Origin of the sequence: Streptomyces sp. A5-4 (genome assembly GCF_051131715.1) — a bacterium.
GTDB lineage: Bacteria > Actinomycetota > Actinomycetes > Streptomycetales > Streptomycetaceae > Streptomyces.
The window spans coordinates 5056990-5073573 of sequence record NZ_CP178591.1 but is presented as its reverse complement, the minus strand read 5'-3'; the positions used below and the strand labels follow the sequence as shown (position 1 = coordinate 5073573).

13 protein-coding genes and 1 tRNA gene are annotated in these 16584 nt (G+C 67.1%); 5 read left to right on the top strand and 9 right to left on the bottom strand.

Going from position 1 to position 16584, the window contains the following annotated elements:
- Positions 1-14 precede the first annotated feature (14 nt).
- The 3 genes from ACLLJJ_RS23625 to ACLLJJ_RS23615 are packed head-to-tail and all read left to right on the top strand — an operon-like array spanning position 15 to position 1448.
- The gene (locus ACLLJJ_RS23625; protein ID WP_434594973.1) at positions 15-869 is read left to right on the top strand and encodes a peptidoglycan-binding protein; all 855 of its coding nucleotides are present in this window, start codon (positions 15-17) and stop codon (positions 867-869) included.
- A 40-nt stretch (positions 870-909) separates the two neighbouring features.
- Complete coding sequence (locus tag ACLLJJ_RS23620) at positions 910-1188, top strand: hypothetical protein (RefSeq protein WP_434594970.1); 279 nt, start codon at positions 910-912, stop codon at positions 1186-1188.
- Complete coding sequence (locus ACLLJJ_RS23615; RefSeq protein ID WP_434594967.1) at positions 1185-1448, top strand: hypothetical protein; 264 nt, start codon at positions 1185-1187, stop codon at positions 1446-1448. Before ACLLJJ_RS23620 ends, ACLLJJ_RS23615 begins: the two co-directional genes overlap by 4 nt.
- Positions 1449-1570: 122 nt before the next feature.
- On the opposite strand, the gene ACLLJJ_RS23610 is transcribed toward ACLLJJ_RS23615, so the two are convergent.
- The 9 genes from ACLLJJ_RS23610 to ACLLJJ_RS23570 all read right to left on the bottom strand — a co-directional run bounded on the left by ACLLJJ_RS23610 (position 1571) and on the right by ACLLJJ_RS23570 (position 13962).
- Positions 1571-5470, bottom strand: coding sequence for a DNA-directed RNA polymerase subunit beta' (locus tag ACLLJJ_RS23610; protein WP_434594964.1), 3900 nt, complete (start codon positions 5468-5470; stop codon positions 1571-1573).
- Positions 5471-5568: 98 nt separating this feature from the next.
- Positions 5569-9051, bottom strand: coding sequence for a DNA-directed RNA polymerase subunit beta (gene rpoB, locus ACLLJJ_RS23605; RefSeq protein ID WP_434594962.1), 3483 nt, complete (start codon positions 9049-9051; stop codon positions 5569-5571).
- A 564-nt stretch (positions 9052-9615) separates the two neighbouring features.
- Positions 9616-9993 carry a 50S ribosomal protein L7/L12 gene (gene rplL / locus ACLLJJ_RS23600; RefSeq protein ID WP_434594959.1) on the bottom strand — a complete coding sequence of 126 codons (378 nt, stop codon included), beginning with the start codon at positions 9991-9993 and terminating at the stop codon, positions 9616-9618.
- 83 nt (positions 9994-10076) lie between these two features.
- Positions 10077-10637 (bottom strand): 50S ribosomal protein L10, encoded by a 561-nt coding sequence (gene rplJ, locus ACLLJJ_RS23595; protein ID WP_283521015.1) that lies wholly within the window; start codon positions 10635-10637, stop codon positions 10077-10079.
- A gap of 377 nt (positions 10638-11014) precedes the next feature.
- Complete coding sequence (rplA, locus tag ACLLJJ_RS23590; RefSeq protein ID WP_283521014.1) at positions 11015-11737, bottom strand: 50S ribosomal protein L1; 723 nt, start codon at positions 11735-11737, stop codon at positions 11015-11017.
- Between the two features lie 79 nt (positions 11738-11816).
- Complete coding sequence (gene rplK, locus ACLLJJ_RS23585; protein ID WP_283521013.1) at positions 11817-12254, bottom strand: 50S ribosomal protein L11; 438 nt, start codon at positions 12252-12254, stop codon at positions 11817-11819.
- A gap of 165 nt (positions 12255-12419) precedes the next feature.
- Complete coding sequence (nusG, locus tag ACLLJJ_RS23580; RefSeq protein ID WP_434594955.1) at positions 12420-13421, bottom strand: transcription termination/antitermination protein NusG; 1002 nt, start codon at positions 13419-13421, stop codon at positions 12420-12422.
- A 74-nt stretch (positions 13422-13495) separates the two neighbouring features.
- Positions 13496-13783: a preprotein translocase subunit SecE gene (gene secE / locus ACLLJJ_RS23575; RefSeq protein ID WP_434594952.1), complete on the bottom strand. Its 288-nt coding sequence runs from the start codon at positions 13781-13783 to the stop codon at positions 13496-13498.
- A 106-nt stretch (positions 13784-13889) separates the two neighbouring features.
- Positions 13890-13962: transfer RNA gene (locus tag ACLLJJ_RS23570), tRNA-Trp, on the bottom strand.
- Positions 13963-14144: 182 nt separating this feature from the next.
- On the opposite strand from ACLLJJ_RS23570, the gene ACLLJJ_RS23565 reads away from it, so the two are divergent.
- Entirely contained in the window at positions 14145-15371 is a 1227-nt protein-coding gene (locus tag ACLLJJ_RS23565; RefSeq protein WP_434594949.1) for a pyridoxal phosphate-dependent aminotransferase, read from the top strand.
- Between the two features lie 119 nt (positions 15372-15490).
- Positions 15491-16567: an adenosine deaminase gene (locus tag ACLLJJ_RS23560; protein WP_434594946.1), complete on the top strand. Its 1077-nt coding sequence runs from the start codon at positions 15491-15493 to the stop codon at positions 16565-16567.
- The last annotated feature ends 17 nt before the right edge of the window (positions 16568-16584 follow it).

Below are 16584 nucleotides of genomic sequence, written 5' to 3'. Positions count from 1 at the left end.
CAGGAGGTATCCCGATGGCAGCCCCGCTGTCCGCCGACGCCTTCGTGCGCGCCCTGCGCGCCGAAGGCGTCCGCAGCACCCAGCACGCCGCCTGGCGTGCCCACAACCGCAACCACAAGGGAGCCTGGGGCCCCGTCCACGGCGTCATGCTCCACCACACCGCCGGCTCCTCCAGCGTCGGCTTCTGCCACCGCGGCACCACCGAGCTGCCGGGCCCGCTGTGCGTCGGCGTCATCACCAAGGACGGCACGGTCAACCTGGTCGGATACGGCCGCACGAACCACGCGGGCAACGGCTCGGCCGCGGTCCTCGAAGCAGTACGCGCCGAGACCGCGCTCCCCACCACCGGGCCGGACGCCGTGGACGGCAACGCCCGTTTCTACGGCTTCGAGATCGAGAACCTCGGCAACGGCCGCGACCCCTACCCCGCCGCGCAGCTCGACGCCGTCGAGCGGCTGTCGGCCGCACTCTGCCGGGCGCACGGCTGGTCCGCGGCCGGCGTGATCGGCCACAAGGAGTGGACCCGCCGCAAGATCGACCCGTCCTTCTCGATGAACGCCATGCGCTCGCGGATCGCCGCGCGCCTCGGCTCACCCGGCCGCCCCGACCCGGCACCCACGCGGGCGCCCTTCCCCGGCGCCGGCTACTTCAGGCCGGGCCGGCGCAGCCCGCTGTGCACCGCGGTCGGCAAACGTCTGGTCGCCGAGGGCTGCGGGCACTACACCGTCGGCCCCGGTCCCGTGTGGGGCGAGGCGGACCGGCGCTCGTACGCCGCCTGGCAGCGCAAGCTCGGCTACCGGGGCACGGACGCGGACGGCACGCCAGGCCCCGCCTCCTGGGCCGCGCTGAAGGTCCCGCATACCCGATGACCCCCCGGCCTCCCCCCACCCTCCAGAAAGGCAGCACCCCATGTCGGAAGCCAACCGGCGGGCCCTCCGCACCCTTCTCCAGAGCGCCGTCGCCCTCGCCGTAGCACTCCCCGCGATCGTGGAGGCGTCCGGCCTCGGCGAAAGCCTGCCCTGGGCGGCCGGGGCAGTGGCCGCGGCAGGCGCCCTGAGCCGGGTGATGGCGCTCGACGCCGTACAGCGCCTGCTCCCCCCGGCACTGCGCACCGGGCGCGGAGGCGACCGCGAGCTCCTCGCCCTCCTCCCGAAGCGCCAAGGCCGCGAACACCGGGGGCGCGAATGACCACGACCAGGCCGAGTGAACCGGCGGCCGTAGCGCTGGAGCTGGAACGCCTGCGGGGCACCGTCGAGGTCGGGTTCGCCCGGGTCGACGGCTCGCTCGCCCTCCTGGTGCAGCGCACCGACCAGAGCGACCGGCAGCTCGCCGACCACGAGTCACGGCTCGACACCCTGGAGCGGGCCCGCTGGCCCCTGCCCAGCGTGGCCGTCGTGACCGGCGCCGTGGGCGTCCTGCTGTCGCTCTGGCAACTCTCCACCCGCTAAGCCCCCGGGTGGCCACGGCCCGGAAACGCCGCAGGGCGGCCACCCCCTAAAGGGTGACCGCCCTGCGGACGTACTGCGCGTACTGGAACTGCTCGTACTCGTACCGCTCGTACTACCAGGTCCTACTGGTTGTACGGACCGTAGTCGTAGTCCTCCAGCGGAACCGCCTGGCCGGAGCCAGTGCCGAAGGGCGAGTAGTCGATGTCGTCGTAACCGACGGCCGAGTACATCGCTGCCTTGGCCTCCTCGGTGGGCTCGACCCGGATGTTGCGGTAGCGGGCGAGGCCCGTACCGGCCGGGATGAGCTTGCCGATGATGACGTTCTCCTTGAGACCGATCAGGGAGTCCGACTTGGCGTTGATCGCCGCGTCGGTCAGAACCCTGGTCGTCTCCTGGAAGGACGCCGCCGACAACCACGACTCGGTCGCCAGCGAGGCCTTGGTGATACCCATCAGCTGCGGACGGCCGGAGGCCGGGTGGCCGCCTTCCGTGACCACACGACGGTTCTCGCCCTCGAAGCGACCACGCTCGACGAGCTCGCCCGGAAGCAGCTCGGCGTCGCCCGACTCGATGATCGTCACGCGGCGCAGCATCTGCCGGATGATGATCTCGATGTGCTTGTCGTGGATCGACACGCCCTGGCTGTTGTAGACCTTCTGGACTTCGCCGACCAGGTGGATCTGGACCGCGCGCTGACCGAGGATCCGCAGGACGTCGTGCGGGTTGGTCGCACCGACGGTGAGCTTCTGGCCCACCTCGACCGCGTCGCCCTCGCCCACGAGCAGACGTGCACGCTTGGAGATCGGGAACGGCGTCTCTTCGCTGCCGTCGTCCGGGACGACGACGAGCTTCTTCGTCTTCTCGGTCTCCTCGATACGGATGCGGCCGACCGCCTCCGAGATCGGGGCGACACCCTTGGGCGTACGAGCCTCGAAGAGCTCGACGACTCGGGGCAGACCCTGCGTGATGTCGTCACCCGCCACACCACCGGTGTGGAAGGTACGCATCGTCAGCTGGGTACCGGGCTCACCGATGGACTGGGCGGCGATGATGCCGACCGCCTCACCGATGTCGACCAGCTTGCCGGTGGCGAGCGAGCGTCCGTAGCAGAAGGCACAGGTGCCGACCGTGGACTCGCAGGTCAGGACCGAGCGGGTCTTGACCTCCTCGACGCCGTGCAGGATGAGCTGGTCGATGAGCACGTCACCGAGGTCGACGTTGGCCGGCGCGATGACCTTGCCGTCGATGACGACGTCCTCGGCGAGCATGCGTGCGTACACGCTCGTCTCGACGTCGTCGGTCTTGCGGAGGATGCCGTCGGCACCCTTCTCCGCGATCTTCAGCTTGAGGCCGCGGTCGGTGCCACAGTCCTCTTCGCGGATGATCACGTCCTGCGAGACGTCCACCAGACGACGGGTCAGGTAACCCGAGTCGGCGGTACGCAGGGCGGTGTCGGCCAGACCCTTACGGGCACCGTGGGTGGAGATGAAGTACTCCAGCACGGACAGACCCTCACGGAACGACGCCTTGATGGGACGAGGAATCGTCTCGTTCTTGGCGTTCGACACCAGACCACGCATACCGGCGATCTGACGCATCTGCATCATGTTTCCTCGGGCACCCGAGTCAACCATCATGAAGATGGGGTTCGTCTTGGGGAAGTTCGCGTTCATCGCCTCGGCAACCTCGTTGGTTGCCTTGGTCCAGATCGCGATGAGCTCCTGAGTGCGCTCTTCCTTGGTGATGAGACCGCGCTCGTACTGCTTCTGGACCTTCTCGTCCTGGGCCTCGTAGCCCTTGACGATGGCCTTCTTGGCCTCCGGGACGACGATGTCCGAAACGGCGACGGTGACGCCGGAACGGGTCGCCCAGTGGAAGCCGGCCGCCTTCAGGTTGTCGAGCGTTGCCGCCACGATGACCTTGGGGTAGCGCTCGGCCAGGTCGTTGACGATCTCGGAGAGCTGCTTCTTGCCCACCGAGTAGTCGACGAACGGGTAGTCCTCGGGCAGCAGCTCGTTGAAGAGCGCGCGGCCCAGCGTCGTACGCAGCCGGAAGGTGTCGCCCTGCTGCCACTCCGGGTCGCCCTCTTCGCGCACCGGCGGGGTCCAGCCGCGCGGCGGGATGGTGCCCACCGGGAAGCGGATGTTGACCTTCGCCTGGAGCGAGAGCTCACGGTTGTCGAACGCCATGGTGGCCTCGGCGCTGGAGCCGAAGGACCGGCCCTCGCCGATGACCTTGATCTGCTCCTCATCAGTGGTGAGGAAGAAGAGACCGAGCACCATGTCCTGGGTCGGCATGGTGACGGGACGACCGTCTGCCGGCTTCAGGATGTTGTTCGAGGACAGCATCAGGATGCGGGCCTCGGCCTGTGCCTCTGCCGAAAGCGGCAGGTGCACGGCCATCTGGTCACCGTCGAAGTCCGCGTTGAACGCGGTGCAGACGAGCGGGTGGATCTGGATGGCCTTGCCCTCGACCAGCTGGGGCTCGAAGGCCTGGATGCCGAGGCGGTGCAGCGTCGGCGCACGGTTCAGCAGAACCGGGTGCTCGGCGATGACCTCTTCGAGTACGTCGTAGACGACCGTGCGGCCGCGCTCGACCATGCGCTTCGCCGACTTGATGTTCTGCGCGTGGTTCAGGTCCACCAGGCGCTTCATCACGAACGGCTTGAAGAGCTCCAGCGCCATGGCCTTGGGCAGGCCGCACTGGTGCAGCTTCAGCTGCGGGCCGACGACGATCACGGAACGCGCGGAGTAGTCCACACGCTTACCGAGAAGGTTCTGACGGAATCGACCCTGCTTGCCCTTGAGCATGTCGCTCAGGGACTTCAGCGGGCGGTTACCGGGACCGGTGACCGGGCGACCACGGCGGCCGTTGTCGAACAGTGCGTCGACGGCCTCCTGCAGCATCCGCTTCTCGTTGTTCACGATGATCTCGGGGGCACCGAGGTCAAGGAGACGCTTGAGGCGGTTGTTGCGGTTGATCACGCGGCGGTACAGGTCGTTCAGGTCGGAGGTCGCGAAGCGGCCACCGTCCAGCTGCACCATCGGACGCAGGTCCGGCGGGATGACCGGCACGCAGTCCAGCACCATGCCCTTGGGCTTGTTACTGGTCTGCAGGAACGCGGAGACGACCTTGAGGCGCTTGAGCGCACGGGTCTTCTTCTGGCCCTTGCCACTGCGGATGATCTCGCGGAGACGCTCGGCCTCCTCTGCGAGGTCGAAGGTCTCCAGGCGCTTCTGCAGCGCCGCGGCGCCCATGCAGCCGTCGAAGTACGTGCCGAAACGGTCACGCAGCTCGCGGTAGAGCAGCTCATCGCCCTCAAGGTCCTGGACCTTGAGGCTCTTGAAGCGGCTCCACACCTCGTCGAGACGGTCGATCTCGCGCTGCGCACGGTCACGCAGCTGCTTCATCTCACGCTCGGCACCTTCGCGCACCTTGCGGCGTACGTCGGCCTTGGCGCCCTCGGCCTCAAGCTCGGCCAGGTCGGTCTCGAGCTTCTTGGCGCGGGCTTCGAGGTCCGAGTCGCGACGGTTCTCGACCTGCTGACGCTCGACGGAGACATGGGCCTCCAGCGAGGGCAGGTCGCGCGTCCGGCGCTCCTCGTCCACGAATGTGATCATGTACGCGGCGAAGTAGATGACCTTTTCGAGGTCCTTCGGCGCGAGGTCGAGCAGGTACCCGAGGCGCGAAGGGACGCCCTTGAAGTACCAGATGTGCGTGACAGGGGCGGCCAGCTCAATGTGGCCCATCCGCTCACGACGCACCTTGGCGCGAGTTACCTCGACGCCGCAGCGCTCGCAGATGATGCCCTTGAAGCGGACACGCTTGTACTTACCGCAGTAGCACTCCCAGTCCCGGGTAGGACCGAAGATCTTCTCGCAGAAGAGTCCGTCCTTCTCGGGCTTGAGCGTGCGGTAGTTGATGGTCTCCGGCTTCTTCACTTCGCCGTGCGACCAGGTCCGGATGTCGTCCGCGGTGGCGAGGCCAATCCGCAGCTCGTCGAAGAAGTTGACGTCGAGCACTTGTCGTCAATCCCTCTTTCGGGGTCGAGTCTCAATCATGGTCTGAACGGGTCCGGGGAGAGCCGGCCGCCGCGGTGAAGCGGCGACCGGCCAGCCCGTCAGACCTCTTCGACGCTGCTCGGCTCACGCCGGGACAGGTCGATACCGAGCTCCTCCGCTGCGCGGAAGACGTCCTCGTCCGTGTCGCGCATCTCGATGGACATGCCGTCCGAGGACAGCACCTCCACGTTGAGGCAGAGCGACTGCATTTCCTTGATGAGCACCTTGAAGGACTCGGGAATGCCGGGCTCGGGGATGTTCTCGCCCTTGACGATGGCCTCGTAGACCTTCACGCGGCCGGTCACGTCGTCGGACTTGATGGTCAGCAGTTCCTGGAGGGCGTAAGCGGCGCCATAAGCCTCAAGCGCCCACACCTCCATCTCACCGAAGCGCTGGCCACCGAACTGGGCCTTACCACCCAGCGGCTGCTGAGTGATCATCGAGTACGGACCGGTCGAACGGGCGTGGAGCTTGTCGTCGACCAGGTGGTGGAGCTTCAGGATGTACATGTACCCGACCGAGACCGGCGCCGGGAAAGGCTCACCCGAGCGGCCGTCGAACAGGTTGGCCTTGCCGGACGGCATGACCATCCGGTTGCCGTCGCGGTTCGGGATCGTGGCCTCGAAGAGACCGGAGATCTCGTCCTCGCGCGCACCGTCGAAGACCGGGGTGGCGACGTTGGTGCCGGCGGCGACCTCGTCGGCGCCGATCACCTTCAGACGCTCCATCCAGTCCTCGCTGCCCTCGACCTTCCAGCCCTGACTGGCGAGCCAGCCCAGGTGGATTTCGAGGACCTGTCCCGGGTTCATTCGGGACGGCACACCCAGCGGGTTGAGGATGATGTCGACCGGGGTGCCGTCCTCCATGAACGGCATGTCCTCGATCGGCAGGATCTTTGAGATGACGCCCTTGTTGCCGTGACGGCCGGCGAGCTTGTCACCATCGGTGATCTTGCGCTTCTGCGCGACGTACACGCGAACCAGCTGGTTCACGCCCGGCGGCAGCTCGTCGCCCTCTTCGCGGTCGAAGACCCGCACGCCGATGATCTTGCCGATCTCGCCGTGGGGCACCTTCAGCGAGGTGTCGCGCACTTCGCGCGCCTTCTCGCCGAAGATCGCGCGGAGCAGCCGCTCCTCCGGGGTCAGCTCGGTCTCGCCCTTGGGCGTGACCTTGCCGACCAGGATGTCGCCTGCGACAACCTCGGCACCGATACGGATGATGCCGCGCTCGTCGAGGTCCGCGAGGACCTCCTCGGAGACGTTCGGGATGTCCCGGGTGATCTCCTCCGGGCCGAGCTTGGTGTCGCGGGCGTCGACCTCGTGCTCCTCGATGTGAATCGAGGAGAGGACGTCGTCCTGCACCAGACGCTGGCTGAGGATGATCGCGTCTTCGTAGTTGTGGCCCTCCCACGGCATGAACGCCACGAGCAGGTTCTTGCCGAGCGCCATCTCACCCTGCTGGGTGGCGGGACCGTCGGCGAGGACCTGGCCCTCTACGACCCGGGCGCCCTCGTCGACGACAACCTTCTGGTTGACCGACGTGCCCTGGTTCGAGCGGGAGAACTTCGCGATGCGGTACGTGGTGTACGTACCGTCGTCGTTGGCGACGGTGATGTAGTCCGCGGAAACCTCCTGGACCACACCCTCCTTCTCCGCCTTGATGACGTCACCGGCGTCGACCGCACAGCGGTATTCCATGCCGGTGCCGACGAGCGGCGCCTCTGACGTGATCAGCGGCACGGCCTGACGCATCATGTTCGCGCCCATGAGCGCGCGGTTTGCGTCGTCGTGCTCGAGGAACGGGATCATCGCGGTCGCGACCGACACCATCTGGCGCGGCGAGACGTCCATGTAGTCGACGTCGTCGCCGGGGATGTAGTCGATCTCGCCGCCACGGCGGCGGACCAGGACGCGGGACTCCTCGAAGCGCATGTCCTCGGAGAGCGTCGCGTTGGCCTGGGCGATGACGAAGCGGTCTTCCTCGTCGGCCGTCAGGTAGTCGACGTCATCGGTGACGAAGCCGCCGGTGACCCGGCGGTACGGCGTCTCGATGAAGCCGAACGCGTTGACGCGACCGTAGGAGGCGAGCGAGCCGATCAGGCCGATGTTCGGGCCTTCGGGGGTCTCGATCGGACACATGCGGCCGTAGTGCGAGGGGTGCACGTCACGGACTTCGAAGCCGGCCCGCTCGCGGGAGAGACCACCCGGGCCAAGCGCCGACAGGCGGCGCTTGTGGGTGAGACCCGACAGCGGGTTGTTCTGGTCCATGAACTGCGACAGCTGGCTGGTGCCGAAGAACTCCTTGATGGAGGCGACGACCGGCCGGATGTTGATCAGGGTCTGCGGCGTGATCGCCTCGACGTCCTGAGTCGTCATGCGCTCACGCACGACGCGCTCCATCCGCGCCAGGCCCGTACGGACCTGGTTCTGGATGAGCTCGCCGACGTTACGCAGACGACGGTTGCCGAAGTGGTCGATGTCGTCGGTCTCGACAACGATCGACCGGCCGCTCTCGCCGACCGTCTCGACCTCGCCGGCGTGCAGCCGGACCAGGTACTTGATGGTGGCGATGATGTCCTTGCTGGTGAGGACACCCGCGTTCAGCGGCTCGTCCGCGCCGAGCTTCTTGTTCACCTTGTAGCGGCCGACCTTCGCGAGGTCGTAGCGCTTCGGGTTGAAGTAGAGGTTCTCGAGCAGCGTCTGAGCAGCCTCACGCGTCGGCGGCTCGCCGGGACGCAGCTTGCGGTAGATGTCGAGCAGTGCGTCGTCCTGGCCCTGGGTGTGGTCCTTCTCCAGGGTGGCGCGCATCGACTCGTACTCGCCGAACTCCTCAAGGATCTGCTCGGTCGTCCAACCGAGAGCCTTGAGGAGGACGGTGACGGACTGCTTGCGCTTGCGGTCGATGCGAACACCGACCATGTCGCGCTTGTCGATCTCCATCTCCAGCCAGGCACCCCGGGAAGGGATGATCTTGGAGGAGAAGATGTCCTTGTCGGACGTCTTGTCGATGGAGGAGTCGAAGTAGACACCCGGCGAGCGGACCAGCTGCGACACAACGACACGCTCGGTGCCGTTGATGACGAAGGTGCCCTTGTTCGTCATGAGCGGGAAATCGCCCATGAAGACCGTCTGGGACTTGATCTCGCCGGTCTCGTTGTTGGTGAACTCGGCGGTGACGAAGAGCGGAGCGGCGAACGTGAAGTCGCGCTCCTTGCACTCGTCGATCGAGTTCTTGGGCGGCTCGAATCGGTGGTCACGGAAAGTCAGCGACATCGACCCGGAGAAGTCCTCGATCGGCGAGATCTCCTCGAAGATCTCTTCCAGACCTGACTTGGTGGGGACGTCCTGTCCGCTCTCAAGAGCGGCCTCGACGCGAGACTTCCAAGCGGCATTGCCGAGCAGCCAGTCAAAGCTCTCGGTTTGCAGCGCAAGGAGGTTCGGAACCTCGAGGGGCTCCTTGATCTTTGCAAAGGAGATGCGCAGCGGGGCGGTGCTGGCGCCGTTGTTCGTATTGGAGGTCGAGGCGTTGCGCGAGGCGGCCAAGAGGGGGTCCTTCCGAGGGCTCGGACTCACTACGCGCGTACCGGTCCCAAGATGGGCACAGCGACAGAAAGCCCCAAAAGGGGAAGTCGGTCATCGATGCTCAAGCTTTGGGTATGCCCCTGGTGACGGGCAGGAGGCAGCTAACAGGCAGCGCAAAGGGTCAGTGTAGCCACTTGGCCCACTGATGTCCAGAGCGGGTTTTTGGAGACCCTCGCCGTACTCAACTCCTGCTGCAAGCCACGCGCTGCTAGCGCATATCAGTACTGCCCTCTGCGTCGCCGATCCATGCCTCGGATCCGGATCGGTGTGAACGACGCGTCCTGAGAATTGCGCGCCTCGTGCGGTTCGTCAAGGCCCCCCGCCCTCCGTAGAGATCGTCACCGCCCACTACTGCGCAGTACGGCCCGGAGAACGGCGCTCGAACACCGTCGGGCAACGGCGATGATCACCCTACTCGTCACGGCACGAAGAGCAAGGCAGGCACTCCGGGAACGCCTGAGGGCGACCACCCGAATGGGTGATCGCCCTCAGAACTGGAGCAGCTGAGTCAGAGACTCAACAAGGTCACTTGACCTCGACAGACGCGCCCGCGCCCTTGAGGGACTCGGCGGCCTTCTCAGCGGCCTCCTTGGCGACCTTCTCGAGGACCGGCTTCGGAGCGCCGTCGACGAGGTCCTTGGCCTCCTTCAGACCCAGCGAGGTGAGCTCACGCACAACCTTGATGACCTGGATCTTCTTCTCGCCGGCACCGGTGAGGATGACGTCGAACTCGTCCTGCTCCTCCGGGGCCTCGGCGGCGGGGCCCGCGGGGCCGGCGGCGGCGACGGGGGCGGCAGCCTTGACGTCGAACTTCTCTTCGAAGGCCTTGACGAACTCAGAGAGCTCGATGAGGGTCAGGGTCTCGAACTGCGCGAGCAGCTCGTCCTGGGACAGCTTCGCCATGATGGCGTCCTTCCACTAATTCGGCAGGTGCCGGGTGTATATGGAGGCGGGCGTACGGGCCCGCTGTGACCAAAGGGCGGGAGTTACTCCGCCACCTCGGCCTCGGCGGGAGCCGGCGTACCGGCACCGCCCTGCTCGACCTTGGCGCGAAGCGCGTCCGCGGTGCGGACGAACTCCGTGAGAGGAGCCTGGAAAGTCGCCGCGGCCTTGGCCATCGACGCCTTGATTCCACCGGCCACCTTGGCGAGCAGAACCTCGCGGGACTCAAGGTCCGCGAGCTTCTTGAACTCATCAGCGGTCAGCGCCTTACCATCAAGGACACCGCCCTTGATGACGAGGTTGGGGTTCTCCTTGGCGAAGTCACGAAGACCCTTCGCCGACTCCACCGGGTCACCGGTGACGAAGGCAACCGCCGTCGGACCCACGAACAGGTCGTCCAGCGTGTCGATCCCGGCCTCGTTGGCCGCGATCTTGGTCAGCGTGTTCTTCACCACGGCGTACTGGGCGTTCTCACCGAGTGAACGGCGCAGCTCCTTGAGCTGAGCCACGGTGAGACCCCGGTACTCGGTCAGCACGGCGGCGTTCGAGCTACGGAACTTGTCCGTGAGCTCGGCTACCGCGGCAGCCTTGTCGGGCCTTGCCATAGAGCGTCGGCCTCCTTCCGGGTGATGAGGACCGCTCAGAAGGGGCTGGGCAAAACGAAACGCCCCGGCGCAGGCGCACGGGGCGGGCTCAACCGGAACGAATTCCGGGAACTTTTCCACGAATCACCTGTGCAGGACGTCCGCGCCTGGCGGATCCTTCGGCCGCCGCACCTTCTTACGAAGACACGGCAACGACCAGCGGTCTTTGGCTTCTTCCGAAGAGTACGCGAACGGATCCACGACAGGCAAATCGCCCCCTGGACCCCTCTCGCGCCCCGCCGGCGGCCCCGGGCGCCCGGGGACACAAAACCGGGCCCCGCGCCTCCAGAGAGGTGCGGGGCCCGGCTACAGCACGCGGTCCGCGGCTGCCGTCAGGATCAGACGGCGGCCGGGTCCTCCTCGACGAGGAGGTTGCGGGTGCGGTTGGAGTCCAGCGGGATGCCGGGGCCCATCGTGGTGGTCAGGGTCGCCGTCTTGATGTAGCGGCCCTTCGCGGCGGACGGCTTCAGACGAAGGATCTCGTCCAGCGCCGCGGCGTAGTTCTCCACCAGCTTGGTCTCGTCGAAGGAGACCTTGCCGATGATGAAGTGCAGGTTCGAGTGCTTGTCGACGCGGAACTCGATCTTGCCGCCCTTGATGTCCGTGACAGCCTTCGTCACGTCCGGGGTGACCGTTCCGGTCTTCGGGTTCGGCATCAGACCACGCGGACCGAGCACGCGGCCGAGGCGGCCGACCTTGCCCATGAGGTCCGGGGTGGCGACGACGGCGTCGAAGTCCAGACGGCCCTTCGCGACCTCGTCGATGAGCTCGTCGGAGCCGACGATGTCGGCGCCCGCGGCGCGCGCTGCCTCGGCACGGTCGCCGGTCGCGAAGACCAGGACCCGGGCGGTCTTGCCGGTGCCGTGCGGGAGGTTCACGGTGCCACGGACCATCTGGTCGGCCTTGCGCGGGTCGACGCCCAGACGCATGGCGACCTCGACGGTGCCGTCGAACTTGGTCGCGGAGGAGTCCTTGGCGATACGGACAGCCTCGAGCGGGGCGTAGTTGCGCTCCCGGTCGATCTTGGCTTCCGCAGCGCGGTAGTTCTTGCTGCGCTTCACTTCTGCTCCTGTTGGTATGGAGATGGAGTCGTGGCACGGACCAGCGCTTGGTCCTACCACTGAGGTGCTACGGGGACGGTCAGCCCTCGACGGTGATGCCCATGGACCTGGCGGTGCCGGCGATGATCTTCGACGCGGCTTCCAGGTCGTTGGCGTTCAGGTCGGGCATCTTGACCGTGGCGATGTCGCGGACCTGGGCGCCGGTGAGCTTGGCAACCTTGGTCTTGTGCGGCTCGCCCGATCCCTTGTCCACACCTGCGGCCTTGAGGATCAGCTTCGCGGCCGGCGGAGTCTTCGTGATGAAGGTGAAGGAACGGTCGTCGTAGACCGTGATCTCCACCGGCACGACCATGCCACGCTGCGACTCGGTCGCGGCGTTGTAGGCCTTGCAGAACTCCATGATGTTGACGCCGTGCTGGCCCAGTGCGGGACCGACCGGCGGCGCCGGGTTGGCCGCACCGGCATTGATCTGGAGCTTGATCAGCCCTGTGATCTTCTTCTTCTTCTTGGGAGGCATTGCTCTCTCCGGGTCCTAGTGAGAGTTTTCAGCCTTCGTCCGACGAACCGGACGAAGGCATACCGCACAACAATAACGGGTAGAGCTGTGCAGGCTGAAACCAAGCAGGTCAGACCGGCTTTGAGAGCCGATCTGACCTGGTCGGAAGCGGGGGTCCGGAAGGTGTCAGTTCTTCTGGATCTGGTCGAAGCTGAGCTCGACCGGGGTCTCGCGGCCGAAGATCTCAACGAGACCCTTGACCTTCTTCGAGTCGGCGTTGATCTCGTTGATCGTCGCCTGGAGGGTCGCGAAGGGGCCGTCGGTGACGGTAACCGAGTCGCCCACCTCGAAGTCCAGCACCTGGACCTCGACCTTGCGGGACGGCGCCGGCTTGCCCTCGGCCTCGGCGGCCTCGCGGGCTGCCTTCTCCTCGGCCTCGGGAGCGAGCATCTTGACGATCTCGTCCAGCGTCAGCGGGTACGGGTCGTAAGCGTTGCCCACGAAGCCGGTGACACCGGGGGTGTTGCGGACAACGCCCCAGGACTCATTGGTGAGGTCCATGCGGACCAGGACGTAGCCGGGAAGCTTGTTCTGGCGAACGTTCTTGCGCTCGCCGTTCTTGATCTGCGTGATCTCTTCCTCGGGCACTTCCGCCTGGTAGATGAACTCCTCGACGTTCAGCGAGACGGCGCGCTGCTCCAGGTTGGCCTTCACGCGCTTCTCGTACCCGGCGTACGTGTGGATGACGTACCACTCGCCGGGCAGGGTGCGCAGCTCCTCGCGGAGCGCGGCGGTCGGGTCGACCGGTGCCTCGGGGGCCTCCACGGCCTCGTCCTCGGAGAGCTCGGCCTCGTCGGTGTCCTCGGACACCTCGGCGACGACGCCCTCTTCCTCGGCGTCGGCCTCTGCCTCAGCCACGGCCACCTCGTCGACAGCGGCGGCGGCGACGACCTCGTCGGCCTCCGGGTCGGCGGTCTCTTCGGCGTTGACGACTTCCTCGACGCCGGCGATGTCCTCGGGGGACTCGATGTGCACGGCGGCCTCTTCGGCCGGCTCGGCGGCGGCGTCGGCCGCCTCGGCCTCGTCCGGGTCGACAGCGTCAGCCGCCTCGACGATGTCGAGTTCGTCCTCTGCGGACTCGAAGCTCACGCCCGACTCAGCGGCGTCGTTCAGGTTCGGGTCAGACACGGTGGCTGCTTCTTCCTGGATACATATGGGTGGAACGTGCGAAAGGGGCGCCCGGAGGGGCGCCCTACGCCGGGTCAGCCGAAGACGTATTTGACGGCTTCGGCGAAGCCCATGTCGATCACGGTAACAATGCCGATCATGACGACGACGAAAACAATCACCACGGCGGTGTAGGTCGTCAGCTGATTGCGAGTCGGCCAGACGACCTTGCGCAGTTCGGCAACGATCTGGCGGTAGAAGAGCGCGAGACGGCCCACAGGGCCCTTCTTGCCGCGCTTGCCGCCCTTGCGGGCCTTCTTCTTGGAATCCGGCGCATCGTCCTGGGCATCAGGCATGTCGATGGAGCCCACGGCGTCCGTCACGCTTCTCACCTGATTCCGGGTCGTGGCCTTGCCGCGCCCGGTCGAGCCGCACGGCAGTCCATAGAAATACGTACATGCGCACACATCCCGGCGAAGGAGTGTGTAGCAGGGCCGGAGGGACTTGAACCCCCAACCGCTGGTTTTGGAGACCAGTGCTCTACCAATTGAGCTACGACCCTTTGTGGTTCGCCCAACCTACCGCATCCGACCGAGTGCACGGAGTGCGCACGGCGGTGTGGTCGGTGAGGGCCAACGACAGGTGAGTGTACGTGGTCGTGGGCCCGGCGTCGAACAGAAAGCTCCTGTCCGCCCTTTGAAACCTGTGTGCCGCGCGGGTTTCCCGTCTGGGACGATGGGCCGTATGAGCGCTGCAACTCCTCCCACCGAGCGCCGGGTTTCCGCCCGAATCGGCGCGATCTCCGAGTCCGCAACCCTTGCCGTCGACGCCAAGGCCAAGGCCCTGAAGGCGGCGGGCCGTCCGGTCATCGGCTTCGGTGCCGGCGAGCCCGACTTCCCGACGCCCGGCTACATCGTCGAGGCCGCGATCGAGGCCTGCTCCAACCCGAAGTACCACCGCTACACACCCGCCGGGGGGCTCCCGGAGCTCAAGGCCGCGATCGCCGCGAAGACGCTGCGTGACTCGGGCTACGAGGTGGACGCCTCGCAGATCCTGGTCACCAACGGCGGCAAGCAGGCCATCTACGAGGCCTTCGCCGCGATCCTCGACCCGGGCGACGAGGTCATCGTCCCGGCGCCGTACTGGACGACGTACCCCGAGTCGATCCGGCTCGCGGGCGGTGTGCCCGTCGACGTCGTCGCCGACGAGACCACCGGCTACCGGGTCTCCGTCGAGCAGTTGGAGGCGGCCCGTACCGAGCGCACGAAGGTCGTGCTCTTCGTCTCGCCGTCCAACCCGACGGGCGCCGTCTACAGCGAGCCCGACGCCGAGGCGATCGGCCGCTGGGCCGTCGAACACGGTCTGTGGGTGCTGACCGACGAGATCTACGAGCACCTGGTCTACGGCGACGCGAAGTTCACGTCGCTGCCGGCGATCGTGCCCGAGCTGCGCGACAAGTGCATCGTGGTCAACGGCGTCGCCAAGACGTACGCCATGACCGGCTGGCGTGTCGGGTGGATCGTCGGCCCGAAGGACGTCGTCAAGGCCGCGACGAACCTGCAGTCGCACGCCACGTCCAACGTCTCCAACGTCGCGCAGATCGCGGCGCTGGCCGCCGTCTCCGGCAACCTGGAGGCGGTCGCCGAGATGCGCACCGCCTTCGACCGCCGCCGCCACACCGTGGTGCGGATGCTGAACGAGATCGACGGCGTGCTGTGCCCGGAGCCGGAGGGCGCGTTCTACGCGTACCCGTCGGTGAAGGCGCTGCTCGGCAAGGAGATCCGCGGCAAGCGCCCGGCCACGACGGTCGAGCTCGCCGCGCTGATCCTGGACGAGGCCGAGGTCGCGGTCGTACCCGGCGAGGCCTTCGGTACGCCGGGCTACCTGCGGCTTTCCTACGCGCTGGGTGACGAGGACCTGGTCGAGGGCGTCTCCCGGATGCAGAAGCTCCTCGGGGAAGCGCGCGACTGATCCCGCCCGCACTGTGACGGGCTCCCGGCTACGGCCGGGAGCCCGTTTCTGCGTTCGGGCAAGTACTCGTTGGGAGAAAGGCGCTTCCCGGCGGCGCGTGCGTGCGGCAAGATCTTGGGATGTTGGCCTCACCAGGGGGACACCCCCTTCATCCTTCGAGTGTCTGTGCCCATGAACCGGCCGCCGACCGGGACCTGCGTCTGCTGCCGAAGGCCCATCTGCATCTGCATTTCACCGGATCGATGCGGCCCGCGACCCTGATCGAGCTGGCCGACAAGTACGGCGTACACCTGCCGGTGGCGCTGACCGGCGGGAAGCCGCCGAAGCTGCGGGCCACCGACGAGCGGGGCTGGTTCCGTTTCCAGCGGCTCTACGACATCGCGCGGTCCTGCGTGCGGTCGCCGGAGGACATCCAGCGGCTGGTGCGGGAGGCCGCCGAGGAGGATGTGCGGGACGGCTCGGGCTGGCTGGAGATCCAGGTCGATCCGACGTCGTACGCCACCACCCTCGGCGGGCTGATCCCCGCGCTGGAGATCATCCTCGACGCGGTGCGGAGCGCGGCCCGGGAGACGGGCCTGGGGATACGGGTGGTGGTCGCGGCGAACCGGATGAAGCATCCGCTGGACGCGCGGACGCTGGCCCGGCTCGCGGTGCGGTTCGCGGACCAGGGCGTCGTCGGCTTCGGGCTCTCCAACGACGAGCGGCGCGGCATGGCCAGGGACTTCGACCGCGCCTTCGCCATCGCCCGCGAGGGCGGCCTGCTCGCGGCGCCGCACGGCGGGGAGCTGACCGGCCCCTCGTCCGTACGGGACTGCCTGGACGATCTGCACGCCGCACGGATCGGGCACGGTGTGCGGGCGGCCGAGGACCCGAGGCTGCTGCGCCGGCTCGCGGACCGCGGGGTGACCTGCGAGGTGTGCCCGTCGTCGAATGTGGCGCTGGGCGTCTACGAGAAGCCCGAGGACGTACCGCTGCGCACGCTGTACGACGCCGGGGTGCCGATGGCGCTGGGCGCGGACGACCCGCTGCTCTTCGGGTCGAGGCTGGCGGCGCAGTACGAGCTGGCCCGCCGCCACCACGCCTTCACGGACCCGGAACTGGCGGAGCTGGCACGGCAGTCGGTGCGCGGCTCGGCGGCGCCCGAGGACACGAAGGCGAAGCTGCTGGCGGGGATCGAGGAGTGGGTGGTGAGCTGAGGCCGGTGGCGCGTCCG